Below are 21,877 nucleotides of genomic sequence, written 5' to 3'. Positions count from 1 at the left end.
GGGCGGCAACCGAACGGTTCGCTGAACCGACCGTTCGGGAAGGAAACGACCCGTAACGCCGTCGACATCGATGAAACGGTCGCCACGCGTTATACTCGCCGCGTACCTGGTGTCGAACGGCGTGAGAGACGCCATTGATCCACGTCGAACGTCGCCGGTATCGACTCGAGTCCCGTGACCACCGCGAGACCGAGGGCACGAACGACGCACCCGGCGGGCGGACGTCGGTTCGCGGTGGCAGCCACGGGGAGTCCGTTCCGCCAACCGCGCCGTCGAAGGGTGTACAAACGACGGGTGCGGACGAACGTGCTGATTTCGGCGTGCGTGTACCCACCATATGATGGGACACCATATCGAGAGCCGCCATACGCCGACCTAGTGTCTCCGCCAACACGGGCGTTTTCGGGAGGATGAGCCACTCAAGAAGGGCAGGGAATCGTTCAACTTTTGCCGGCCCGCGATGGAAATGGTAGACCTTTTACCCCCGTCGAAGAACCGTACAGACGAAATGAGCTACGACAAGATCGAGGTCCCCGAGGACGGGGAACGGATCACGCTGAAAGAGGGAACCGAGGACGAACTCGAGGTTCCTGATAACCCGATCATCCCGATTATCTACGGGGACGGTGTCGGGAGCGATGTCGGTCCCGCCGCACAGACGGTCCTGGAGGCCGCCGCGGAGGCGACCGGCCGCGACATCAACTGGATGCGTCTCTACGCCGGCGAGTCCGCCCGCGAGAAGTACGACGAGAACCTGCCCGACGAGACCGTCGAAGCGATCAAGGAACACCGCGTCGCGATCAAGGGCCCGCTGACGACACCCGTCGGTGCCGGCTTCCGCTCGCTGAACGTCGCACTGCGGAAGAAACTCGACCTCTACGCGAACGTCCGCCCGACCTACTACCTCGACGGCGTCCCGTCGCCCGTCTCCGAGCCGGAACAGATGGACATGGTTACCTTCCGTGAGAACACGGAAGACGTCTACGCCGGCATCGAGTGGGAGGAAGGTACCGACGAAGTCGAGGAAGTCAAGGAGTTCGTCGAGGAGGACATGGGCTTCGACAACACCATCCACGACGGCCCCGTCGGCATCGGCGTCAAGCCGATCACGGAATTTGGGACGAAGCGACTCGTCCGCCGCGCCATCGACTACGCCCTCGAACACGACCGCGACTCGGTCACGCTGGTCCACAAGGGGAACATCATGAAGTTCACCGAGGGCCAGTTCCGCGACTGGGGCTACGAGGTCGCCGAAGAGGAGTACGGCGACGAAGTCATCACCGAGGACACCCTCTGGGAGGAGCGTGACGGCGAGGCTCCCGAGGACGCGGTCGTCGTCAACGACCGTATCGCCGACAACATGCTCCAGCAGCTCCTGACCCGCACGGACAACTACGACGTCATCGCGACGATGAACCTCAACGGGGACTACATGTCCGACGCCGCCGGCGCACAGATCGGCGGCCTCGGCATCGCCCCCGGTTCGAACTTCGGCGACGGCCTCCTGCTGGCCGAACCCGTCCACGGCTCCGCGCCCAAGTACGAGGGCCAGGACAAGGTCAACCCGACCGCCATGATCCTCTCGGGCCGCATGATGCTCGACTACATCGGCTGGGACGACGCCGCCGACCTCGTCCGCGACGCCGTCGAGGAGACCATCTCCTCGGGCAAGGTTACCTACGACCTCGAGCGGAACCTCGAGGACGCCGAGAAACTCGCCACCAGCGAGTTCGCCGACGAAGTCGTCACGAACATCGAGAAACTCTCGTAGAGGGGTTCTCGTCCGCTTGCGGCGACATCGCAAGCATATCGAAACGCTGGCGGACGCCGGCGTTTCGGACAGTCAGAACGTGAGGCGTTCTGACGTACCCGAGAACCTCCTGGAGGGGGTTCTCGGAAGCGTTCTACTCTCCCGATTCTCTTTCCGGCGTGTCCGGCAAACGGCGAGTCACGCTTCGAGCAGCGCGTATCGTAACGCACTCGTCATCGGTGGCCGTACACCCGTTCGATGGACGATCTCGAGGTGCGGGCCGCCGAGACCGATCGCGAGCGCGACGACGCCTTCGCGGTCCGACGGGCGGTGTTCGTCGAGGAGCAGGGCGTCGACGAAGAACTGGAGTACGACGACCACGACGAGACCGCCGTCCACTTCGTCGCGTACGACGGTGCGGAGCCGATCGGTGCGGCGCGACTGCGCGAGTACGAGGCGGGCGTGGGTAAAGTCGAACGCGTCGCGGTCCGCAAGTCCCACCGGGATGACGGCGTCGGTCGCGCACTGATGAACGCGCTCGAACAGCGGGCCATCGATGCGGGAATCACGGCGCTGAAACTCCACTCACAGACGCGGGCCGCCGACTTCTATCGGAGCCTGGGGTACGAACGCCACGGCGAGGAGTTCGAGGAAGCCGGTATCCCGCACGTCGAGATGCGGAAAGCGATCGACTGAGGCCACGACTGTCCGGAAAACGTGTTCGGGCCAGCCGCTCGAGTAACACACAGACGGACGCGGCTGAAATCGCATCGGCGTCTGTCGGCCGTCTGACTGACTTTCAAGGGCCAGGATGTGGGCATCGCTGGTATGGAACGAGACGTTCACGGTCCCGCAACCGCGGTCGAATCGGCGACGGAGACGGTACGGACGGCCGCGCGAGTCCTCCTGCCGCTGACGGTCTCGGCCGCCGTTACCGCCGGCGGCGCGCTCGTCTTCTTCGCGGTGATCACCGCCGTTCTGGGTTGACCTCGCGTCGCGAACGCGACCGATGCGCGATCCGGCTCAGCGAGCGGCGACCCTATCACGGCCGTACCGCCCAGCGACGCCGATGATCGCCAGTGCCATCGCCGCCGCGAAGGCGACGACGAACGCCGAAAGCGGCTCGGTGACCGTCTCGAGTTCCGCGAGGACGAACTCGCCAGCGAGGACGGTGGCGACGGCAAAGAGCGCGAGGCCGCCGACGTTGGCCGGCACCGAGTTCGTCTCGGGGACGACGCTGGGGTCGTTCAACAGGGAGAGGAGCACCGCGATAGCGAAGGGTGTCCCGACGAGTCCGAACGCGAGCGTGAGGACGAGAAGTTGGAAGAACGTCCCGCCGAGAAACGGGCCGATCGCCGAGACGAGCGCGGCGACGACGATCGTGGCCCGGTAGCGGGGATCATCGACGGACCGATCCCAGCCGAACTTGTCGGCGAGCAGGTACGGCGGAACGATCGTGTTGCCCCCGAGCGTCGAAACTGCCGCACCCAACAGTCCGGCGAAGAACAGCCACGTGGCGTACTCGCCGGCGATCGGACCGAGCGTTTGCGCGGCTCCGACGCCGTCGATCGTCGCCGGATCGACGCCGGTCGACGGGAGGACGCTCGCCGCCACGAGGAAGACGGCGAGGCTGAAGACGCCGAAAGCGACGAGCATCGAACTGACGACGTCGAACGTCGCGATGTCGGTCTCGCTGCGCGTCCAGCCGCGGGCGCGCATCGTGTAGCTTTGCATCGTCAACAGCGTGATGTGGACCGCACCGCCGAGGATGCCCGCGGCGACGAGCGCCCCGTCGACGCCGGCCGGGATCGTGGGTTGCAGCCCGCTCGCCGCCGCTGTCGGGTCGATCGGGACGACGAACGCCGAGGCGACGAACGCGGCGACGACGACCGAGACGAGGACCTTCGCGCCGACCTCCGCGAAGCGGTAGCCACCTCCCGCGAGCCCTCCGGCGAGCACCACCGCCCAGACGACGCCCCAGAGTCGCGGATCGGTCAGGGCGGCGATACCGACGCCCGCACTGGCGGCGATCGTCGCAGTCACGTCCGCGAGCGTCTTCATAATCACGAGCTGTGCTAACCCCGCAGCTACTACAACGTCGATCACGAGCACCCAGGCCCACCGCGAGCCGAGGTGGCGTTCGACGACCGCGACGATGCCCGCTTCGGTGAGCAGTCCCAGCCGCATCGAGAGATACTGCCCGACGGTCCCGAGGACGGCCGAGAGGACGACCACCCACAGCAGGGCGTAGCCGAAGCTCGCGCCCGCGACCAGCAGACTGGCCATGGTCGCCGGCCCCGCCGCGATCGCGCCGGCGAGCCACGTCGGCCCCAGACGCTCGAGAAACGACCCGATCCGTCCGATACCCCACGAGTCCGACGACCGTGACTCGGTTGCCATCGGTCCCTCTTTCGAAGTCGAATATATAACTCCGTGGTATTCGTAGCTATTAGCGTGCTCACGGACCCACTGATTGCCCCGCTGACGGCCGTACTATTCGCGTGATTGCTGTACTCGTCGACCGTCACACCGGCTCGAGGTCGTGTGCGAACCCCGTTCCACAGCGGCGAAACGGCGACGGCGCACACACGGGTCCGCGGATACCGGCGGGTTCCGTCCCGTCGATCCGCAGCGATGCGAAAGGAATAGTAGTTTTCTATAACTACGTCGCTGTATGAACCCGTACGTCATACTCAGCGGGGCGATCCTGTCGGAACTGTTCGGAACGACGGCCCTCAAACTCTCCGACGGGTTCTCGCGACCGCTGCCGAGTCTCGGCGTCGTGATCGGCTACGGCCTCGCCTTCTATCTGCTCTCGCTGACGCTCGAGGAGTTGCCGGTCGGCATCGTCTACGCGACGTGGGCCGCGCTCGGGATCATCGGCGTCGCGGCCATCGGCGTGCTCGCGTTCGACGAACACCTCGACGGGGCGGCCGTCGCCGGGATGGGACTCATCCTCGCCGGCGTTTACTGTCTGAACGTCCTCTCGGACGTCTCCGCACACTGAGCACGCTGGCGTCGCAGTCGGGTTCGACTCGAGACGGGGGCATCGGACCGAGGGACACGCCGCTCGCACGACCGTCGTGCGAGCAAGTGTGCAGTGACGGTCAGCGGGGCCTATCGGTCGCGTCGTGGTCGATAATCCATCGCTTGACGAGGCGCTTCAGTTCACCGTATCTGCCGGTTCGTGTCTCCCAGTCGTCGCCGTCCCGGATACGCGTCGCTTCACAGCCGGTCTCCGGGCCGCCGGGAGCGGTCGCCGTCGTGAGTCTGATGAGCGTATCGCCGTTCGGCGCGGCGTAGTACTCGATCGAGCCGTCCGAGGTGACGCTGTACGCCCACCCGTGGATGAGCGTGTCTCGGTCCGGCATCGGGTCGGGTTCGGCGGCCGACCCGCCGCTCGCTGTCGTCTCCGTCCCGGCTTCCGGCCCGAGCACCCACCGCTTTCCGGCCGTGAGATCCCGCTCTCGAAGCGCATGGGACGCGACCTCGACCGCTCGGACGGTCCCCTCGGGGACGTCGAACTCGGACCCCGCCGCGAGGGTTGCGAGCCGCTCGGTGATGGTCTCGAGCGTGCGACTGAGACCGCGGTTGTAGGAGGTTCGTTGCCGCGACTCGCTCGGCGGCGGACTGTACGAGAGCAGTGACGCCGCATCGGCGAGGGAGGTGAGATCGGCCGGCGTCGGTTGCCGCCGAAGCACGTCGGCGATCACCAGTCCGTTCCGTACCGAGCCGAGTCGGGCGACCTCGCGGGCTGCGACCGCGGTCCAGTATCGGTCGCCGTCCGCGTCGTCGGCGAGCCGTTCGAACGCGGCATCGATCACGTCGTCGTCCGCGTCGCGATCGATACCGAGCACCGCGCGGGCATCACCGATGCCGGCTATCTCGTCGGGCGTGTCGATGCCTTCGTCGTCGCTCATGGGACACCCCTGGCGGGGCGCATACAGAAGCGTTGTCACTTGCCGCCACTCCGAGCGATTAAACAGGGTCGAACGCTCACGGCAAGACATGTACGCCGTCGTCGGCTGTAGCGAGTGCTCGAACCTCTGGATCATCGAGGGGCGCTCCGAGACGACCCAGTGTCCCCGCTGTGGCTCGCGCCGGGCCTACGAGAAACGCAAGAAGTTCGTCGAGACCGACGACGCCGCCCACGCCCGCGACGTTCGCGCCTCGATGCTCGCCACCCGCCAGGGCGAGGGGGAGGCCTTCGCCGAACTGGACTCCTTTGCCGCCCTCGAGACGGCGGTCGCCGACGGCGTCGTCGACGACGACGAGTATCTCGCGGAATCCGGCCTGGATGTCGACGAGGTCGACGCGGCCGGCGACCGCGACCCGCGCGGGCCGAGCCGCAGCGGGAGCAAACGGGAGATCGTCGAAGGGGCCCTCGACGCGCTCGAGGAACCGACGGACGACGAGGTCGCCGAGTACGCCAGTGAGCGCGGCGTCTCGGCCGCAGACGCACGGGACGTGCTCGAGAAACTGACGCGGCGCGGGGTCGTCAGCGAGAGCCGCGGGCGGTATCGACTGTTGTAGGTCGTCGGCGTCGTATCGCCACGGCTATCCCGTCACGGGGGGTCCGTAGGGTATGGCAGAAACCGTCGACCTCCAGGCACCTGTCGTCGGCGCGGGGCTGGTGGCCGCGATCGGGTTGCTCGTCTACGGACGAGTCGTCAGCGAGACCGTCGTCGGAATCGACGCCACCGTCGGGGCGACATGGGTTCTCGCGGCGACGTTCGCCGCTCTCGCCGCGGTCCACGCGAGCGTCGGGCAGTACGATCTCACGCTCGGACACGGGGGCGGTGCCGTCGGGTGGCTTCTCGTCTTGGTCGGATCGACGGGAGCCCACGTCGCGCTCGGACTGGTACTGCTCGTCCTGTCGGGTGGGTACATCGCGATCAGAACGAGGCGACGCCGCGACGACGGGTCCGGGGAGCCAACAGCGGAGTGCTGACCGGGTTCGGTCCCGCCTGACTGAGCGCACCCGAACTGCAATGCGCTGTCTGCGAGACAGAGTTGTCGACGCTACCGACCCAAATCCTCGTGAGCGCTCGCGAGGTGTCGCGAAGAGAGCGCGCCGAGCAGGGAGAGTTCGCCGGCGAGCGCGCCGACGGCGATGATCTCGGCGAGCGCGTCGGCGTTCGAGCCCGGCGGGTCGCCGCCGCCCCGGAGGCCGAGAATATCGAGTGCCTCGGCCTGGGTCGGAAGTTTCGTGCCGCCGCCGACGGTTCCGACCTCGAGCGAGGCCAGCGAGACGCTGGCGTAGAGGTCGGTGGTGCCGTCCTCGCGCTCGCGAGCGTCCATGGTCGTGATCGTGTTCGCCGCTTCGACGACCTGGGCCTCGTCCTGGCCGGTCGCGAGGAAGGCCGCGCCGACGACGTTGGCGGCGTGAGCGTTGAACCCCAGGCTTCCAGCTTTGGCGCTGCCGATCAGGTTCTTTCGCGTGTTGGCCTCGGCGATGGCGTCGGCGGTCGTGTGGAGGCGATCCTCGACGAGTTCGCCGGGGATCAGAGCATCGGCCGTCACGGAGCGTCCCCGTCCCTCGACGGCGTTGATGGCGGCCGGTTTCTTATCCGAACAGAGGTTCCCCGAGAGCGCGACGAGGGAGGCTGGCGTCTCGCTCTCGACGAGTTCGCAGGCCTCGCCGGTGGCGATCGTGGCCATGTTCATTCCCATCGCGTCCTTGGTGTCGTAGGCGAAGCGCAGGTAGACGGAGTCGCCGACGACGTAGGGCTCGATATCGAGCAGTTCGCCGTGGCTGGTCGTCGACTCGGCGGCCGCCCGGAGCGTCTCGAACTCGTCCTCGACCCACTCGACCGTCTCGGCGGCCTCCGCCACGCCTGCCACCCGAAAGACCGGCGCTCGAGTCATCCCGTTTTTCGTCACGCGCGCGTCCGCGCCGCCGGCCGACCGGATCACGCCGAGGCCGCGGTTGACCGACGCCAGCAGCGCGCCTTCGGTCGTCGCGAGCGGCAGGTAGTGCTCGCCGTCGGCCGCGCCGCCCGCGACGGGAACGGGACCCACGACGCCCATCGGCACCTGCGCCGCGCCGATCATGTTCTCGATGTTCGGATCCGCCTCCTCGGCGGGGAACGCGTAGTCGCCGATCGCCTCGAGTTCGGTTCCCGTCTCGCGTTCGACGAGCAACCGGCGTGCGTGGGCTGCGGTGTCGTAGTCGGCGTGCTCCTCGAGTTCGTGAATGCGAAGGTCGCCCTCGCGTACCCGCTCGGCGAGGTCCTCGGGGTCCGTCATGGATGGGCCAAGAGGGTGGTGGGTCCTAACAGTTGCTGATTGCCACGGGAAGCCCACGGTCACGGTGACGGCATTGCGGCGGTTACGGAACTCCCGTCACGGAGTCGTCGCTCGGCGTGCGATAGTCCGCCACCACCTCGTAACAGACGAGCGCGACGATCGAACCGGTTCCGAGTAGGGCGATCACCAGATGGCGACCCCCGTCCGCATCGGCGGCGAACACGATCGCGAGCGTCGCCGTCGCGACCGCAGCGAACCGGACCCTGCTCCGGAACCGAGCCTCGGTGTCGTCGGTGGCCGCGAGGTACAATTGCGGCACCGCCACGGCGACGCCGGCGAACAGGAGGAACGCGAGGAGCGGTCGGTCCCAGATCGCGACTCCGAACTGGCGCTCCACGGCGATCGATCCGGCGAGTGACAGGACGACCAGAAGCAACGAGCCGAAGATGACGCGGCCTTCGCGATCGATCATACGGGCCGGTCAACTGACGGCCAAGTCAACCTTGCGCTCGAGCGGGGGCCGTAAGCCCGTCGTACGCGCTCGAGTGGGCTGTTTGGCGAACCCTACTGCTCCCGACGGGCGCGCGATCCGTGCGAGGACGGAACTGTTTTGTCGCTCGCCCGCCGGCACTTTCGCATGACTGCGGCCGCTGATCGCCTGCTGGTCGACGTGGAGGTCCACACGCTCACCGAGCCTGATACCGTCGCCGACGCAGTCGCGATCCGCGACGGCGAGATCGTCCGTCTCGGGAGACCGTCCGAGGTCACGTTCCTCGCGGGCGTCGAAACCGACGTGATCGACTGCGGCGGGCGGGTCGTCCTCCCGGGATTCATCGACGCGCACACGCACATGGAGCAACTGGGGCAACACCTCGTCCACGCCGATCTCTCGGACGCCGACGGTCCCGACGAGTGTGTGCGACTGCTCCGCGAGCAGGCCGCGCGTGACCCGGCCCGCGAGTGGATTCTCGGATTCGGCTACGACGAAAGCGAATGGACCGACGCACGGTCGACGCCGCTGACACGGGCGGCCCTCGACCGCGTCAGCGAGGATCGGCCGGTCGTCGCGATGCGGGTCGATCTACACACCGCCTCGCTGAACACGGTCGCGCTCGAGCGCCTCGCCGACGACCTGCCCGACTCCGACCTCCGGACCGAGGGCGGCGAGCCGACCGGGGTCGCCGTCGAGGACGCCGCCGAGGCGGTCAGGACGGGGCTCACGGCCGACCGCGAGGAGATGCGGACAGTGCTCGCGGCCGCGACGGAGTACGCGGTCGAACGCGGCGTCACCGGCGTCCACGACAAGGTTCGGGGTTCGGTCGCCCCGCGGACCTACCGCGAGATGGCCGCCGACGGCGACCTTCCCCTGCGCGTCCGGATCGACTACTGGAGCGACCACCTCGAGGCGCTCGTCGACATCGGCGTCGGGACGAACGACGGCGGCGAACGGGTCCGGACCGGGGCGATCAAATCCTTCTCGGACGGGAGTTTCGGGAGTCGGACGGCGAGGCTTCGGGAGCCGTACGCGGACGCAGACGGAGACCGGGACGCTACAGACGATGCCAGTCGTGAAGACGATACGCCCGCACCCGACGGCGACCGCGGGCAGTGGGTCGTCGACCCCGACGCGCTTTCCACCCTCGTCGACCGCGCCGACGGCGAAGGGTATCAGGTCTGTGTCCATGCCATCGGCGACGAAGCGATCGCGGAGACGCTGTCGATCCTCGAGTCGACCGCGGATCCCGGCGGCTCGCGCCACCGGATCGAGCACGCGGAACTGGCGACCAACGACCACCTCGAGCGCATGGCCGAGACGGGGATCGTCGCCTCGATGCAGCCGAACTTCCATCGCTGGGCCGCCGAGGGCGGGCTCTACGACCGGTGTCTCGGCACGGAGCGACGCGAGCGGACGAACCGGTTCCGCCGGGTGCTCGATGCGGGTGTCCCCCTCGCGTTCGGCTCGGACTGCATGCCGTTGGACCCGCTGTTGGGAGTCCACCACGCAGTGAACGCGCCGACGGACCGACAGCGGCTCTCGGTCACCGAGGCGCTGCGAGCGTACACGCGGGGTGCAGCCGTCGCCGGCTTCGACGACGACCGACTCGGGACGGTCGAATCCGGCAAGCGCGCCGATCTGGTCGTGCTCGAGGCGTCGCCGTGGGAGCGTTCGGATCGGATCGACGAGATCGACGTCGCGATGACGCTCGTCGACGGCGAGGTCGTCTTCGACGGTCGCGGGGCATGAGAGGAGCACAGATGTCACCGACAGGGTTTCGAACCACCCTCGGGACGGACGCCGAACACGAGTGACGGGGCGGGAGGGCCGTTCGTAGCCGGTAATCGGCCGGAGTGCGCGACCCGACCGAGGCGTCGATTTTTGTCACTGGAGCACAACGGGAGGCGCATGGACGTTGGACTCATGGTCACGGCCTTCGGCGACGTGGACCTCGCGGACGTCGCCGTCCGCGCCGAATCGCAGGGGTACGACGCGGTCTGGGTCGGCGAGCTCTGGGGTGCCAGCGGCGTCGTCCAGGCCACCGAAATGGCCTGTCGGACCGAGGAGATCGAAATCGGGACCGCGATCCTGAACGTCTACTCCCGGTCGCCGGCCGTCCTCGCGATGACGGCGGCCTCGCTCGAGGACGCGTCCGACGGGCGGTTCACGCTCGGCCTCGGCACGAGCACGGCCGCGGCGGTCGAGGACCTCCACGGGATGGCGTTCGACCGGCCGGTACGGCGCGCTCACGAGACGATCGAACTGCTGCGCGCGTTCACCGCGGGGACCGGCGAGCCGGTCGACTACGACGGCGAACTGCTCGAGGCAGCGGCGTTCCCGTCGATCGAGAGCTCGGTCCCGATCTACCACGCCGGACTCGGGCCGGCGAATCGCCGCGTCGTCGGCCGGCTTTGTGACGGCTGGATCCCGCACAATATCCCGTTTTCGCGGCTCGAGGACGCGTTCGAAGAGGTCGCGACGGCCGCGCGGGAACGCGACCGCGATCCGGGCGACATCACGATCGCGCCCTACGTGCCCGCGGCGGTCAGTGCGGACCCGACCGAGGCCCGTGACACGCTGCGGCGACACGTCGCGTACTACGTCGGGAGCGGCGAGGGGTATCGCAGAGCGGTCGCGACCGAGTTCCCGGACGAGGCGGACCGGATCGCCGAGGCGTGGCGCGACGGCGAGCGGAGCGCGGCCGTAAGCGCCGTCACCGACGAGATGGTCGCTGATCTCGGCGTCGCCGGACCGCCCGCCGAGGCCCGCGATCGGCTCCGGACGCTCGTCGCCGAGACCGGAATCGATCACCCGATCGTCGTGGTTCCGGAACCGGCCTCGAACGCGGTCGCGGAGACGACGATCGACGCGCTCGCGCCGGATCGGTTGTAGCGGAAGCGTCGGTGATGGCGGGCCGACCGACATCGCGAGTCCGCCCCTCACGGGGATCGATCGGGAGCGGCTGGCTGGTGGCCTGTGAGAAGAGACACCGCGCGTCCGGTCGGGCTCCGACATCGAACCGCAGGATTAGCGTCGGTCGTAAACCCGGACCGCTCGGTCGTGACGCTTCGAGAGCCCGTTCGGGTTGCGCTGACTCGAGCGATCGGTATACCGGGCACGAACGCCGTCCCAGAGCCCGCGCGTAATGTTCGTCACGACATCGGTGCCGTCCGAGACCCACCCCGTCGGCGTGGCCTCGCCGGAGACCAGCCGGCGAACGCCGCTGCCGCCGTCGCACAGTGCGCTCCCGACGGCTCGAGCGAGGACGGTCGGTCGCGGCCCGTAATTCTTCGCGAGCCGGTAGGACAGCGACCGGTAGGTCGTCCCCCAGTCGGGGTCGGCCCGGCCGCCGTCCGTCCCGATCTCACACCGAACGGCCATCGTCGCGGACCACGACACGTCGTGGCCGAGGCCGGCCACGCGGTGGGCGCAATCGCGCTCGCTCCCGTCCTCGAGATACTCGTCGAACCCGTCCAAGGACTCGAGAACGGAGCGCTCGAACGCGACGTTGTCGCCGTGAAAGAGGGTGACGGGCTGCCCCGCGACCCGCCGCGGTGACTGGAGATCGGTCCCGACGGGGCCGCCGGTGACGGGGCCGGTGACGACGGCCGTTTCGTCGGCCAGCGACTCGTCGATGGCGGAATACCAGCTGTGGTCGATGGCGTACTCACCGTCGAGGAAGGCGATGACGTCCCCCGTCGCGAGTTCGAAGCCGGCGTTGCGGGAGACGCCGGGGTTCCGTTCGGAGATTTCGACCAGGACGTCGACATCGTCGCGCTCTCGGACGACGCCGGTCGTCCCGTCCGAAGAGGGGCCGTTGACGACGATGACCTCCGTCGACGACGGCGTCCGCGCCGCGAGGGCGTCGAGACACGACAGCAATCGCTCCCGGTCGTTGAGCGTCGAGACGACTACCGAGAGCTTCATACTGCCCGATAGGGACCCCTGATAGTAAATAGATGGGATTTCACTCGGTTCGGTCAGCGAACGCGTGCGTTCCAGTACGACACCGACGCGAAGTGGTCGGTGACCGGGAGTTCGCCGACCGCCTTGTCGAGTGCGCGAAGCGGGGACGCGAGGCCGTTGGGGATCGACCGATACAGGCCGTACGGGAGGAGGAAGTCGTCCTCGACATCGACGAGGGTGAGATCGGTCTTCGCGAGGAGGACCGCGACCTCGCTCGTCGAGTAGAGTCGCGACCCCATCGGAAGCGCCCAGTTGTAGACGCTGCGCGTCGAAAACCGATTGAACGTATCGAAGACGATCTGATCGCGAGAGACCCGTCGCATTTCCTCCAAGAACGCCTTGGGATCGTCCGCGAGATGGAAGAACCGCATCGCGACCACGGTATCGAAGTGATCGTCCGGAAACGGCAGCCGCCCGGCGTCACCGCGGAGGAACTCGATCGTCCCCGCGAGGTCGGCGTTTTTCGCCTTCCGGCGTCCCTGCTGTAACATCGCTGCCGAGATATCGAGTCCGACGACGTCGGCCCCCTGATGGGCCAGCATGACGGTAAATCGCCCGGTACCACAGGCGATTTCGAGGACCTTCCGGTCCTCGACCGGCATGATGGCCTCAAGGACGGCCTCCTTCTCCCGGCGGTCGATCAGTTGGCCACCCTGGGAGAACCGCTTGTCGTCGTATTCCTCGGCGATGTCGTCGGCTTGGTACCACTCCTGTCCTTTCACACTGGGCGAATCTACTGTTGCGATGGGATAAAACGATACTGGAGTCCGCCGACCAGGGCGGCCGGTTCGTCGCCCGCCGTCGCCGCGTTCACGGACCGATCGACACCGGAAACGCGCCGAAATATTAGTGTGTTAATACAGTACTCTATGCCTTATACAAACTGCATTGTTCGTATCCACATATAGGGAAGGTTTACCACTGACGATTCCGCTGACGTAGGTATGAGCACGAGTACAGCCGAGAACCGTGGCGCTGCCGCCGAGGAAACCCTTTCCGAGGACGAGTACCGCGACCGCCTCCGTGATCTCCCACCGAGTGCCAAACTCGTCGCGAAAGTCCTCGAGACCGAGTCGCCGCTCTCGCAGGGCCAACTCGCCGAGGAATCGCTGCTTCCCGACCGCACCGTTCGCTACGCGCTCAACCGACTCGAGGACGTCGGACTCGTCGGCTCGAGGTACAGTTTCCGAGACGCCCGCAAGCAGGTCTACTTCCTCAACCACTGATTCGATCGGCGCGGGTCGCTACCACGTGGGGGAGGTGGAACCGCACACCGGCCGTCCGTCGATACGCCTTTTTCCGCTCGGTCGCACCGTCCGGACATGGATGTCACTCGGTGGTCCGTCCCGGTTGCGACGCGCGCGCCGACCGGCGAGACCAACGCCTACCTGCTTCGGGAGCCGACGGGCTCGTCGCCGAACGACGACCGGGATGGTCGCGAATCCGACCCCGAATCGGCCATCCTCGTCGATCCGGCAGCCCGAACCGATGCCCTCGACCGCGCGGTCCGGGAGCAAGCCGTCGACCACGTCCTCGTCACCCACACCCATCCCGATCACGTCGGTGCCGTCGACGCCTACGCGGCCGAGACCGGTGCGACCGTCTGGGCGCGTGACGGGCGCGTCGATCGGTTTCGAGACGCGACGGGTCTGGCCCCCGATCGGACGTTCGCACCGGGGACGACGATCCCACTCGGCGACGAGCACGTTCGACTCCTCGACGCTCCGGGCCACGCGCCGGATCACATCGCGATCGCGGCCGGCCGCACCGGCCCGATCCTGTGTGGCGACTGTGCCGTCCGCGAGGGGAGCGTCGTCGTCGGCGCACCCGAAGGCGACATGCGCGCGTACGTGACGACGCTGCGTCGGCTCTGGGCGATGGACCCGCCCGTACTATATCCGGGCCACGGTCCCGAAATCGACGCCCCTCGAGCGACCCTCGAACGACTGCTCTCCCACCGGGCCGACCGCGAACAACGGGTGCTCGAGGCCGTCACCGACGGTGCCGAGACGATCGGCGAAATCCTCGACGGAGCGTACGAGAAGGATCTCTCCGGCGTGCGCGACCTCGCGCGGGCGACGGTCCGCGCCCACCTCGAGAAACTCGCCGTCGAAGGTCGTATCGCGTGGGACGGCGACCGGGCGACCCCGCCCGAGGGCGACTGACTTTTCCGCGTCGGCCCCCTCCCCCCGAGCGTGCAATCGCTCGACGCCGAACTCGAGGACGCCCGCCAACTGTCCGTTGCCGACCTCGCGGACGCGATCGAATCGATCGGCTTCGAGTGTACTCGCTGTGGAGCCTGCTGCAAGGCCGACGCCGAGGACGATCACACGGCGACCGTCTTTCCCGACGAAGTGCGCGCGCTCGAGGAAAGCAAGCAGGACGACGACTACGACTGGCGTGACATCGCTCGGCCCATGCCATACGGGCTCTCGGCGGGTGACGACGGACTCGAGGGCGAGACCTTCGAGTGGGCACTGCAGACTGACGGCTGTGGCGACTGTACCTTTTACGAGGAAGACGAGGCGGGGACGGGAGCTTGTACCGCTCACGACGACCGCCCGTTGATCTGTCGGACCTACCCGTTCAGTATCGCACTCGACGGCACCAGCCAACCGATGGGCGAGGCCGTCGACAGCGTTGCGCTGGACGCGGAACACGACGCCGGCGACGAGGACGGCGTCCTCCGCGCCCACGAGTGTGACGGGCTCGGCCGCGATATCTCCCGGGACGACGCCGAGGCACTGGCTCGAGCGCTGAAGGAACGAGCCGTGCGGGAACTCGAGGAGGCCATCGCCGTCAGAGACGAGTACGCGCCCGCCGACCCCAGCCCCGGCGAGATCGTCGTCCACGATTCCGAAGGAGCAAAGCGGGTCGACGGGACGCCGCTCGAGGAAACTGAGTGAGGGGTACAACTGACGACATCGATCACGCTGTCGGAGTAGCAGTTCGGCAGCTACTGCTCGGAAGGGCAGAGGTAACTGAGATCGCCGGGCGGAGACGGTGCTCGTACCCGCCCCTTCTCGTCACGGGTTTGCGCGAGGTCGGCGTCGCCGACCCGGACGCAAAAAGGCCGCGCTAGAACGTATCTTCGATGATATCGCCGACAGCGAAGTTCGATTTGACCTCGGTGACCTCGATCTTGACGCGCTCGCCGACGTCGGCCCCGGGAACGATGATGACGTAGCCGCGCTCGACGCGGGCGATCCCGTCACCCTGCTTGCCGATGTCTTCGATCTCGACGTAGCGCGTTTCGCCGGAGTCGACCGGCGGCTGTGGCTCGGACGGAGCGCTCTGTGGCGCGGTCGCCGCCGAACCGTCGTCGTCGCTCGTCTCTTCGTCTTCGCGCGAGATGAGCGCAACGCGATAGACCTCGCCCGGGTCGATATCGCCGGTCTCGACCTCCTGACGTGGTACTTCGATGACGTAACGATCCTCCTCTTCCGAAACGTCCGTACTGAACAGACACAGCAGCTTTTCAGATATTTCCACAGGCAGACCCTCGATTTCACCTCAGATCCGCCTCCATAATAGAACTACCGACACCGTGTCGTCGGTTGGCAGGCGACGCGGTTCGACCGGACTACGAGGTTCAGTCCGCGGACTCGAGCGATCGGGTCGTAACGAACTGGGAGAGATCGAACGCCGTCCCGAGATCGGCATCGGCGATCGACTCGTAGGGACGGTTGACGACGATGTCGCCGGCGGTGCTGTCGCCGATGCCGGGGATGGCGGTGAGTTCGTTCATCGAAGCCGCGTTGAGATCGAGCGGGTAGGGGACGCCGGTTACCGAACGGTAGCCGTGGTCGACGACCGCGACGTCGATCGTCCGGCCCAGTTCGCGTTCGCCCGGCACCCCGACGAGCAGCGGGTAGGTCCCGAGCTGGCGGCCGAAGGTCGTGCCGTCCTGATGGTATTCGAGGTGGACGTCCGGCAGGACGGTTCCCGGCGGCGCGACTCGTTCGAGCATCGGGTTATCGATCTCCTCGCGGACCCGCTTTTTGTAGCGTTTGAACAGCTGTTTGTGGTCGTGTGCGATCTCGGCTCCCGTATCGCTCATGTCGGTCCCGTCGAAGGCCATCACTTGCCGGATGTTGATCCGACGGAGCATGTAGCCCTCGTCGTACACCCGCTGGAGGAACGCACGGTTGCGTTCGTAGGTCTCCTCGCGCTCGCCCTTGAGCCCGTGCAGGAGGTTGATCCCGGGGAGGAGCTTGGGGAGTCGGCGCGGCGCGCCGTCGCCGAACGTGGGCGCGTCTGCGGGGTCCTCCCCGGGCCGCCACCCGGCCGCCTCGTTGACGATCCTGACCGCCTCGAAACACTCCTCGGCGGTGACGTTCAGGTTGTTCTCCTCCTGGACGACGGGATCGGCCGACTCGAGGCCGAACGCAGCCGTGTCGCCGGGCGTGTTGTGCTCGGCGATGATCCGAATCCCCTCCCGGCTCTTCTCGGGCCAGTTCACGATCGTGATGGGATTCATGTTGTCCAGGTGGAGCGTCTCGAGGTCGGGCGCGACCTCGCGGATGCCGCTGTAGAGTTGGCGCACGGCGTCGGGGTTAGGAGCCTCGCCGTCGCCGCCGTAGGCGAGGATATCGGCCTGTCGACCGATCCGGAAGTGTTTGACGCCGTAGTCAGAGAGGGCATCGACCTCGCCGACGACCGTCGGCGGCGGCCGGAACTCGGGGTTGCCGTACAGCGGTTCCGTACAGAACGAACAGCGATACGCACAGCCCCGCGAGGTCTCGAGTTCGCAGATGAGGTGTGCCGGATGATTCGGATGCTGTTCGACGATGAACGCACCCTGCTGGGCCCACCGCGACACTTCGTCGAGGTCGCGCATTCGGTTGTTGAATCCCTCGAGACCGCTGTCGACGAGGTCGTGGACGGCGGCCTCGACGTCACCTTTGGCGACGAAATCGAAATCGAGGTCCTGACGCTCGGTTTCGGTCGCGCCGGCGTTTTCCTCGCCGACGCCGAACTTGACCGGCCCGCCCATCAGGCTCGTCCCGGTGGCGGTCCAGGCCAGTTTGCGGACCTCGTCGGGTTCGGCCGGGGTGCCGCCGACGTACTTGCCGGGAACGGTCATCCCGCCCAGGTAAATCATGAGATCGGCCTCATCGACATCCCGCCAGTAGTCGGGCTGGTCGCGAAGCCTGTCGATCGTGTGATACGTGATCTGATCGCGCGGAACGCCCGCGTCGACGAGCGCGCCGGCCGCGTATCGGGGGTACGTCGAGATGTACGGCGGCACCCCGAAGTGTGCGGGCTCGTCGACGTAGCCGTCGACGATCGTCACCGACAGCGTCTCGGGGTCAGTCATGGCTCTCGATAGCGCCTCAAGCGATAAAACGGTGACTACACGCCGTCGGTCCGCCTCGAGCGGTCGATCGGCGGTCGTCGATCGCGCTAAGTGCGGTCGTGAGTCCGTGGCACTGCCCACGCGGCGCTGCGCGCGTCAGGGGGTGGCCACGCCCGTCACCGACCGACATCGTCCGGTTGCAGTAGTTTAATGCATCGGGAGTGGATTGTATCTAACAACCGAAGTGGTCGAAACGGACGGGACGGCAGTCCGTGGACAGGCGAGCGGTGCGTCCGCCCGTCTCCGCTCCCCCGATGGTACCGCCCGCTGATCCGTCCCCTCCACAGTGAGCCGTGCCGCCGGGCCACCGGCCAGTTTCACGACCGGAGACCCGTCGTTCAGACGGCACGCTCACGAACCGCGGACGACCCACGGACGGACCCTCGAGTATGATGACCAGAAGAACAGCGCTCCGATCGATACTCCGCGCGAGTATCGTCGCGGTCCTCCTCGCGACAACGCTCACTGCGGGAGCAACGGCAACCGTCGGCCTCGAGACCGGAAAGGCGCTAAACCGCATGGACGACATCCGTTCGCCACTCGCGATCCAAGACACCCCGGACGTGTCCGATCCTTCCGACGCCTCCGATCCCCCTGATTCCACCGACAGTCCCGACGAGTCCGATACCTCAGATTCCGCCGACGCCTCCGATTCCCCTGATTCCGCTGACAGTCCCGACGAATCCGATCCTTCCGACGCCTCCGATTCCCCTGATTCCACCGACAGTCTCGATGGTTCTGACAACTCCGACGATACAAGCAACGGAGATGGTCTCCGCGGGTCGGATGACTCCAATACCGCCGGCGGTTCGAACGTCTCCGACGATGCTAGCGACTTGAACAACACGACTGACCTCCCGTCCGATAGCAGCGGAACCGACCCCGCGTTCGGCGAGAGGAGTGACCCCGTCACGACGGTGACGGGACCCAGCGAAACGAACGCCGACGAGGGTGACGAGTCGACGCCGGAGACATCGCCGAGTCGGGGCGACGCGGCTAGGACTGCGCTTGCGACCCTGCTCACGGCAACCGCTGTCAACGCCTCGGCGGTCGGACGCACGCCACTCGTCGTCGGACGGTCGTCGCTCGGCGGAACGGCTCGGCTAGCACGGCTGTCCCTCGAGCGGGCCAGTACCGACGACTGGTGGCGATATCTCGGGTCGCTGTTCCGATACAGCCGGTTCGACGACTCCGATCCGCTCGCACACGAGTCCCGGGCGGAAATCTATCGAGTGGTCGGAGACGATCCCGGGATCTCCCTCTCCGAACTCGCGGCCGCGACCGACGCATCGCTGTCGACGGTTCGGCACCACCTCCGCATTCTCGAGGAGGAGACGCTGCTTCGTTCGGAGAAGGTCCAGGGTAAGCGGTGTTACTATCGGACCGACGCGACAGACGAAGTCGACATCGCGCTCCGGACCGCACTCGAGAAGCCGGCGACCCGACGGATACTCGAAGTGCTGGCCGAGCGCGGGCCGGCACAGACGACGACGCTCGCGGACGAACTCGATCGGGACCCGAGCACGATAAGCCACCATCTCACGTCGCTGGCGGACGCTGGACTGGTCGTCAGGGATCGCGAGGGACCGGCGGTCATCAATCGGCTTGCATCGGATGTCGAATTGCCGTCCGAGTGACCGCAACCGAAAGCCGCAAACGGTCCCGAGCCTCCACAAACGGGCGCACTGCCTGCAGTCACCGGGGGTGAAGCCAATGTTGATTAGTTCGGCCCGCCAAGGGCCGATATGCCTCCGACGGAAGAGATCGTCTGTACCGCTTCGGACTGTTTTCTCGATATCTTCGAGAACCACTACACCTACGACGTTCCCGACGACTTCGACGTCTCGGACCTGTCGTGTCCGGTCTGTGGCGGGACCGACTGCCTCGAGCGGGTCGAACTCTGAGCGGTGTTCGCCCGGTCCCCCATCCCGACGAGCACGACCCGAGTCCAGGCACCCTCGTCAGACCTTTCTTTTGATCCCGACGAAAGAGATATCAACGCAGCTGCCGTAGCCGTCCGTACGGCCATGTCTGCCATGAACTCCCAGACCTTTCTCTCGGTCCCCGCGGCCGCCGTCAGCGCCGTCCACACCACCCGAGGTGAGCCTCCGTGAGCCTCAAAGAACTCGGGAAATCCGTCGGAAACATGCTCTACCGACAGATCGGTCGCGCGAACGGTCGCGTCCAGAGTCACCGATCCCTTCCCGTCGACATCCTCGAGAACGACACCTCGTATCGCGTCGTCTTCGACGCGCCCGGAGCCGAACCGGACGACGTGCAGGTCCGCTACCTCGACGGACACGTCAAGATTCGCATCGACCGGTTCCGGCAGTTCCACGAGGGGTACGAGAGACGGTTCCCCGGTCGCGGAATGTCGCTGAACGGTGAAGCGGAACTCCCGCCCGACGCGGTCGTCGATCCGGACGCCGGCACGGCGCGACTCAGCGAAACGGGAACGTTGCGCGTCGAACTGCCGAAGGGATCATCGGTCGGAAGTACCGCGGAGAGCGGCGAGTCGGAGGCCGAAACGGACCGCGAACGGGATTCGGATACCGAAACGGAACCGGTCGCCATCGACGACTGACTCAGTCCCGATCGAGCGTCATTCCCTCGACGACATCGAACGTCTCGTCGCCGTCGAACCGGGTCGGGTCGAAAGCGTCGATTCCCGACCCGCCGAGTATTTCTTCCGCGATCCGCTCGCCGATCGCCGGCGCACGCATGAAGCCGTGGCCCTGGAACCCGGTCGCGACGTAGAGCCCGTCCGCAAGCGCTCCGACCAGCGGGTCCCGATCCGGCGTCGCCGTACAGAGTCCGGCCCACGCCCGCTCGAGGTCGCTGTCCGCAACGCTCGGAACCCGGTGTGTGATCCGTTCGCTGAGATCGGCCGCGAACGTCGGGTCGGCACTGCGATCGTACGCGTCGGGATCGGCCTCGCGTTCTTCGGTGCCGTCGCCCGCGAGGAAGCCGTCGGGGTGGGGCCGCAGGTAGAAGTCGCCGGTCGCATCGTAACACATCGGCTCCGCGAAGTCACCGTCGGCGACGAGCGCCTGCACGCGGTAGGGTTTCATTGCGATGGAGAGCCCCGCGTCCGCGAGCAGTGCTTTCGTTCGGGCCCCGGCGGCCACCAGGACGGCGTCGGCCTCGTGGACTGCGCCGTCCGGACGGACGACGCGGGGAGGGTCGGCCCGTACCTCGACCGGCGTGTCGGTCTCGAGGGTTGCGCCGGCACCGGTGGCCGCAGCCGCGAGGCAGGCCGTATACCGGGCCGGGTCGGTGTAGCCCGCCCCGCCGGCGACCCCCGCAACTGCGATGTCGTCCGTCCGCAGGGCGGCAAAGCGCTCCCCGAGCGCATCACCGTCCATTTCGAAGGCGACGACGTCGTTGTCCTGCATGCGACGCACCTGCTCGCGGATCGCATCGGCCCTGTCCGCGTCGTTCTCGCGAGCGAGCCAGACGTAGGGACACTCGACGAACGGGAAGGTGTCATCGCCCGAGAAGGCACGGAACCGTTCGAGCGCGTCGTTCGCGATGGCGGCGTCGAGTCCGTCAGCGAAGGCGTCGTAGCAGATTCCCGCCGCTCGCCCGCTCGCATCGCTCGCGACGGACCCGCGGTCGTAGAGGGTCACGTCCGCACCCTCGCTCGCGAGGTCGTAGGCCGCAGTCGCGCCGACGGCCCCCGCGCCGACGACGGCGACCTCGAGACCCGCGCCTCGGTCCGCGAACGCATCCGCGCCGACGGCCAGTTCGGGATCGTCGGACCCGCTCATGACGGATCACTCGGGAACATGAAACGGAACGAACGACTCGAGCCGCGACCGTCGGCTGCCGTTGCGCAGTCGAAATCGGCTTGCATAGCCCCTACTCGAGTCGGGACGTACTTACCTCTGGGTGATCGGCACAGGAGGTCGTCACCGTCGGTCGAGTCGGACGGGCCGGGACTTCGATGGGACGAGTCGTCGCGGACGGGAGGAAGGGGGGTACGACGGCAGGTCGAGCTCCATGGGCCAGTGCCGTCTCTCCTGCCGTGCCGCGGTTGTTTCACGGCAACACACAT

23 protein-coding genes are annotated in these 21,877 nt (G+C 67.1%); 14 read left to right on the top strand and 9 right to left on the bottom strand.

Annotated features, from left to right (window positions below; genetic code table 11):
* The first annotated feature begins 508 nt into the window (after nt 1–508).
* The 3 genes from icd (at nt 509) to C487_RS21145 (ending at nt 2,737) form a co-directional block, all read left to right on the top strand.
* Nucleotides 509–1,771: an isocitrate dehydrogenase (NADP(+)) gene (icd, locus tag C487_RS17875; RefSeq protein WP_006187243.1), complete on the top strand. Its 1,263-nt coding sequence runs from the start codon at nt 509–511 to the stop codon at nt 1,769–1,771.
* A 237-nt stretch (nt 1,772–2,008) separates the two neighbouring features.
* A complete protein-coding gene (locus C487_RS17870; protein ID WP_006187242.1) occupies nt 2,009–2,446 on the top strand; it encodes a GNAT family N-acetyltransferase in 438 nt (145 codons plus the stop codon).
* Between the two features lie 132 nt (nt 2,447–2,578).
* Nucleotides 2,579–2,737 carry a hypothetical protein gene (locus C487_RS21145; RefSeq protein WP_006187241.1) on the top strand — a complete coding sequence of 53 codons (159 nt, stop codon included), beginning with the start codon at nt 2,579–2,581 and terminating at the stop codon, nt 2,735–2,737.
* 36 nt (nt 2,738–2,773) lie between these two features.
* Here C487_RS21145 and C487_RS17865 read toward each other — a convergent pair whose 3' ends face one another.
* The gene (locus C487_RS17865; protein WP_006187240.1) at nt 2,774–4,150 is read right to left on the bottom strand and encodes an NRAMP family divalent metal transporter; all 1,377 of its coding nucleotides are present in this window, start codon (nt 4,148–4,150) and stop codon (nt 2,774–2,776) included.
* 274 nt (nt 4,151–4,424) lie between these two features.
* Between C487_RS17865 and C487_RS17860 the strand changes: the two genes are divergently transcribed.
* Nucleotides 4,425–4,757, top strand: coding sequence for a DMT family transporter (locus C487_RS17860; RefSeq protein ID WP_006187239.1), 333 nt, complete (start codon nt 4,425–4,427; stop codon nt 4,755–4,757).
* Nucleotides 4,758–4,857: 100 nt separating this feature from the next.
* Here C487_RS17860 and C487_RS17855 read toward each other — a convergent pair whose 3' ends face one another.
* Entirely contained in the window at nt 4,858–5,670 is an 813-nt protein-coding gene (locus C487_RS17855; RefSeq protein ID WP_006187238.1) for a hypothetical protein, read from the bottom strand.
* Nucleotides 5,671–5,758: 88 nt separating this feature from the next.
* Here C487_RS17855 and C487_RS17850 point away from each other — a divergent pair, with 88 nt between their 5' ends.
* Together C487_RS17850 and C487_RS17845 are read left to right on the top strand one after the other, a co-directional pair.
* Nucleotides 5,759–6,283 carry a DUF5817 domain-containing protein gene (locus tag C487_RS17850; RefSeq protein ID WP_006187237.1) on the top strand — a complete coding sequence of 175 codons (525 nt, stop codon included), beginning with the start codon at nt 5,759–5,761 and terminating at the stop codon, nt 6,281–6,283.
* 52 nt (nt 6,284–6,335) lie between these two features.
* On the top strand, nt 6,336–6,701 hold the full coding sequence (locus tag C487_RS17845; RefSeq protein ID WP_006187236.1) for a hypothetical protein: 366 nt from the start codon (nt 6,336–6,338) through the stop codon (nt 6,699–6,701).
* A gap of 71 nt (nt 6,702–6,772) precedes the next feature.
* Here the strand turns inward: C487_RS17845 and hmgA are convergent, their stop codons facing one another.
* Nucleotides 6,773–7,999 carry a hydroxymethylglutaryl-CoA reductase (NADPH) gene (gene hmgA / locus C487_RS17840; RefSeq protein ID WP_006187235.1) on the bottom strand — a complete coding sequence of 409 codons (1,227 nt, stop codon included), beginning with the start codon at nt 7,997–7,999 and terminating at the stop codon, nt 6,773–6,775.
* A gap of 82 nt (nt 8,000–8,081) precedes the next feature.
* The gene (locus tag C487_RS17835) at nt 8,082–8,471 is read right to left on the bottom strand and encodes a hypothetical protein (RefSeq protein WP_006187234.1); all 390 of its coding nucleotides are present in this window, start codon (nt 8,469–8,471) and stop codon (nt 8,082–8,084) included.
* Between the two features lie 165 nt (nt 8,472–8,636).
* On the opposite strand from C487_RS17835, the gene C487_RS17830 reads away from it, so the two are divergent.
* Entirely contained in the window at nt 8,637–10,244 is a 1,608-nt protein-coding gene (locus tag C487_RS17830) for an amidohydrolase (protein WP_006187233.1), read from the top strand.
* Nucleotides 10,245–10,403: 159 nt separating this feature from the next.
* A complete protein-coding gene (locus C487_RS17825; protein ID WP_006187232.1) occupies nt 10,404–11,387 on the top strand; it encodes an LLM class flavin-dependent oxidoreductase in 984 nt (327 codons plus the stop codon).
* Between the two features lie 135 nt (nt 11,388–11,522).
* Here C487_RS17825 and C487_RS17820 read toward each other — a convergent pair whose 3' ends face one another.
* Nucleotides 11,523–12,422 (bottom strand): glycosyltransferase family 2 protein, encoded by a 900-nt coding sequence (locus tag C487_RS17820; protein WP_006187231.1) that lies wholly within the window; start codon nt 12,420–12,422, stop codon nt 11,523–11,525.
* Between the two features lie 53 nt (nt 12,423–12,475).
* The gene (locus tag C487_RS17815) at nt 12,476–13,183 is read right to left on the bottom strand and encodes a class I SAM-dependent methyltransferase (RefSeq protein ID WP_006187230.1); all 708 of its coding nucleotides are present in this window, start codon (nt 13,181–13,183) and stop codon (nt 12,476–12,478) included.
* 222 nt (nt 13,184–13,405) lie between these two features.
* On the opposite strand from C487_RS17815, the gene C487_RS17810 reads away from it, so the two are divergent.
* From C487_RS17810 to C487_RS17800, 3 genes are all read left to right on the top strand, one after another.
* Entirely contained in the window at nt 13,406–13,687 is a 282-nt protein-coding gene (locus C487_RS17810) for a MarR family transcriptional regulator (protein ID WP_006187229.1), read from the top strand.
* 96 nt (nt 13,688–13,783) lie between these two features.
* Complete coding sequence (locus C487_RS17805) at nt 13,784–14,626, top strand: MBL fold metallo-hydrolase (protein ID WP_006187228.1); 843 nt, start codon at nt 13,784–13,786, stop codon at nt 14,624–14,626.
* Nucleotides 14,627–14,656: 30 nt separating this feature from the next.
* A complete protein-coding gene (locus tag C487_RS17800) occupies nt 14,657–15,367 on the top strand; it encodes a YkgJ family cysteine cluster protein (protein ID WP_006187227.1) in 711 nt (236 codons plus the stop codon).
* 172 nt (nt 15,368–15,539) lie between these two features.
* Here C487_RS17800 and C487_RS17795 read toward each other — a convergent pair whose 3' ends face one another.
* Both C487_RS17795 and C487_RS17790 read right to left on the bottom strand, forming a co-directional pair.
* Nucleotides 15,540–15,953, bottom strand: coding sequence for a TRAM domain-containing protein (locus C487_RS17795; RefSeq protein WP_006187226.1), 414 nt, complete (start codon nt 15,951–15,953; stop codon nt 15,540–15,542).
* Nucleotides 15,954–16,053: 100 nt separating this feature from the next.
* A complete protein-coding gene (locus C487_RS17790) occupies nt 16,054–17,781 on the bottom strand; it encodes a radical SAM protein (protein WP_006187225.1) in 1,728 nt (575 codons plus the stop codon).
* 431 nt (nt 17,782–18,212) lie between these two features.
* Here C487_RS17790 and C487_RS17785 point away from each other — a divergent pair, with 431 nt between their 5' ends.
* The 3 genes from C487_RS17785 to C487_RS17780 all read left to right on the top strand — a co-directional run bounded on the left by C487_RS17785 (nt 18,213) and on the right by C487_RS17780 (nt 20,404).
* Nucleotides 18,213–19,457 (top strand): helix-turn-helix domain-containing protein, encoded by a 1,245-nt coding sequence (locus C487_RS17785; RefSeq protein WP_049908261.1) that lies wholly within the window; start codon nt 18,213–18,215, stop codon nt 19,455–19,457.
* Nucleotides 19,458–19,565: 108 nt separating this feature from the next.
* Nucleotides 19,566–19,724, top strand: coding sequence for a DUF7559 family protein (locus C487_RS21140; RefSeq protein ID WP_006187223.1), 159 nt, complete (start codon nt 19,566–19,568; stop codon nt 19,722–19,724).
* Nucleotides 19,725–19,930: 206 nt separating this feature from the next.
* Nucleotides 19,931–20,404, top strand: a complete 474-nt coding sequence (locus C487_RS17780) for an Hsp20/alpha crystallin family protein (RefSeq protein WP_006187222.1) — start codon at nt 19,931–19,933, stop codon at nt 20,402–20,404.
* 1 nt (nt 20,405) lies between these two features.
* Here the strand turns inward: C487_RS17780 and C487_RS17775 are convergent, their stop codons facing one another.
* Nucleotides 20,406–21,590, bottom strand: coding sequence for an NAD(P)/FAD-dependent oxidoreductase (locus C487_RS17775; RefSeq protein ID WP_006187221.1), 1,185 nt, complete (start codon nt 21,588–21,590; stop codon nt 20,406–20,408).
* Nucleotides 21,591–21,877: the final 287 nt, after the last annotated feature.

Origin of the sequence: Natrinema pallidum DSM 3751 (assembly GCF_000337615.1) — an archaeon.
Classification (GTDB): Archaea; Halobacteriota; Halobacteria; order Halobacteriales; family Natrialbaceae; genus Natrinema; species Natrinema pallidum.
The sequence above is the reverse complement of the archived record's forward strand: the minus strand, read 5'-3'. Positions and strand labels throughout refer to the sequence as shown.

What these genes read in the sequence shown, in the direction of transcription:
- C487_RS21145 (WP_006187241.1), top strand. Translation starts at nt 2,579, where the DNA reads ATGGAACGAGACGTTCACGGTCCCGCAACCGCGGTCGAATCGGCGACG.
- C487_RS17805 (WP_006187228.1), top strand. Translation starts at nt 13,784, where the DNA reads ATGGATGTCACTCGGTGGTCCGTCCCGGTTGCGACGCGCGCGCCGACC.
- C487_RS17835 (WP_006187234.1), bottom strand. Translation starts at nt 8,471, where the DNA reads ATGATCGATCGCGAAGGCCGCGTCATCTTCGGCTCGTTGCTTCTGGTC.
- C487_RS17850 (WP_006187237.1), top strand. Translation starts at nt 5,759, where the DNA reads ATGTACGCCGTCGTCGGCTGTAGCGAGTGCTCGAACCTCTGGATCATC.
- C487_RS17870 (WP_006187242.1), top strand. Translation starts at nt 2,009, where the DNA reads ATGGACGATCTCGAGGTGCGGGCCGCCGAGACCGATCGCGAGCGCGAC.
- C487_RS17845 (WP_006187236.1), top strand. Translation starts at nt 6,336, where the DNA reads ATGGCAGAAACCGTCGACCTCCAGGCACCTGTCGTCGGCGCGGGGCTG.
- C487_RS17820 (WP_006187231.1), bottom strand. Translation starts at nt 12,422, where the DNA reads ATGAAGCTCTCGGTAGTCGTCTCGACGCTCAACGACCGGGAGCGATTG.
- C487_RS17790 (WP_006187225.1), bottom strand. Translation starts at nt 17,781, where the DNA reads ATGACTGACCCCGAGACGCTGTCGGTGACGATCGTCGACGGCTACGTC.
- C487_RS17775 (WP_006187221.1), bottom strand. Translation starts at nt 21,590, where the DNA reads ATGAGCGGGTCCGACGATCCCGAACTGGCCGTCGGCGCGGATGCGTTC.
- C487_RS17825 (WP_006187232.1), top strand. Translation starts at nt 10,404, where the DNA reads ATGGACGTTGGACTCATGGTCACGGCCTTCGGCGACGTGGACCTCGCG.
- C487_RS17785 (WP_049908261.1), top strand. Translation starts at nt 18,213, where the DNA reads ATGACCAGAAGAACAGCGCTCCGATCGATACTCCGCGCGAGTATCGTC.
- C487_RS17810 (WP_006187229.1), top strand. Translation starts at nt 13,406, where the DNA reads ATGAGCACGAGTACAGCCGAGAACCGTGGCGCTGCCGCCGAGGAAACC.
- C487_RS17865 (WP_006187240.1), bottom strand. Translation starts at nt 4,150, where the DNA reads ATGGCAACCGAGTCACGGTCGTCGGACTCGTGGGGTATCGGACGGATC.
- C487_RS17830 (WP_006187233.1), top strand. Translation starts at nt 8,637, where the DNA reads ATGACTGCGGCCGCTGATCGCCTGCTGGTCGACGTGGAGGTCCACACG.
- hmgA (WP_006187235.1), bottom strand. Translation starts at nt 7,999, where the DNA reads ATGACGGACCCCGAGGACCTCGCCGAGCGGGTACGCGAGGGCGACCTT.
- C487_RS17860 (WP_006187239.1), top strand. Translation starts at nt 4,425, where the DNA reads ATGAACCCGTACGTCATACTCAGCGGGGCGATCCTGTCGGAACTGTTC.
- icd (WP_006187243.1), top strand. Translation starts at nt 509, where the DNA reads ATGAGCTACGACAAGATCGAGGTCCCCGAGGACGGGGAACGGATCACG.
- C487_RS17855 (WP_006187238.1), bottom strand. Translation starts at nt 5,670, where the DNA reads ATGAGCGACGACGAAGGCATCGACACGCCCGACGAGATAGCCGGCATC.
- C487_RS21140 (WP_006187223.1), top strand. Translation starts at nt 19,566, where the DNA reads ATGCCTCCGACGGAAGAGATCGTCTGTACCGCTTCGGACTGTTTTCTC.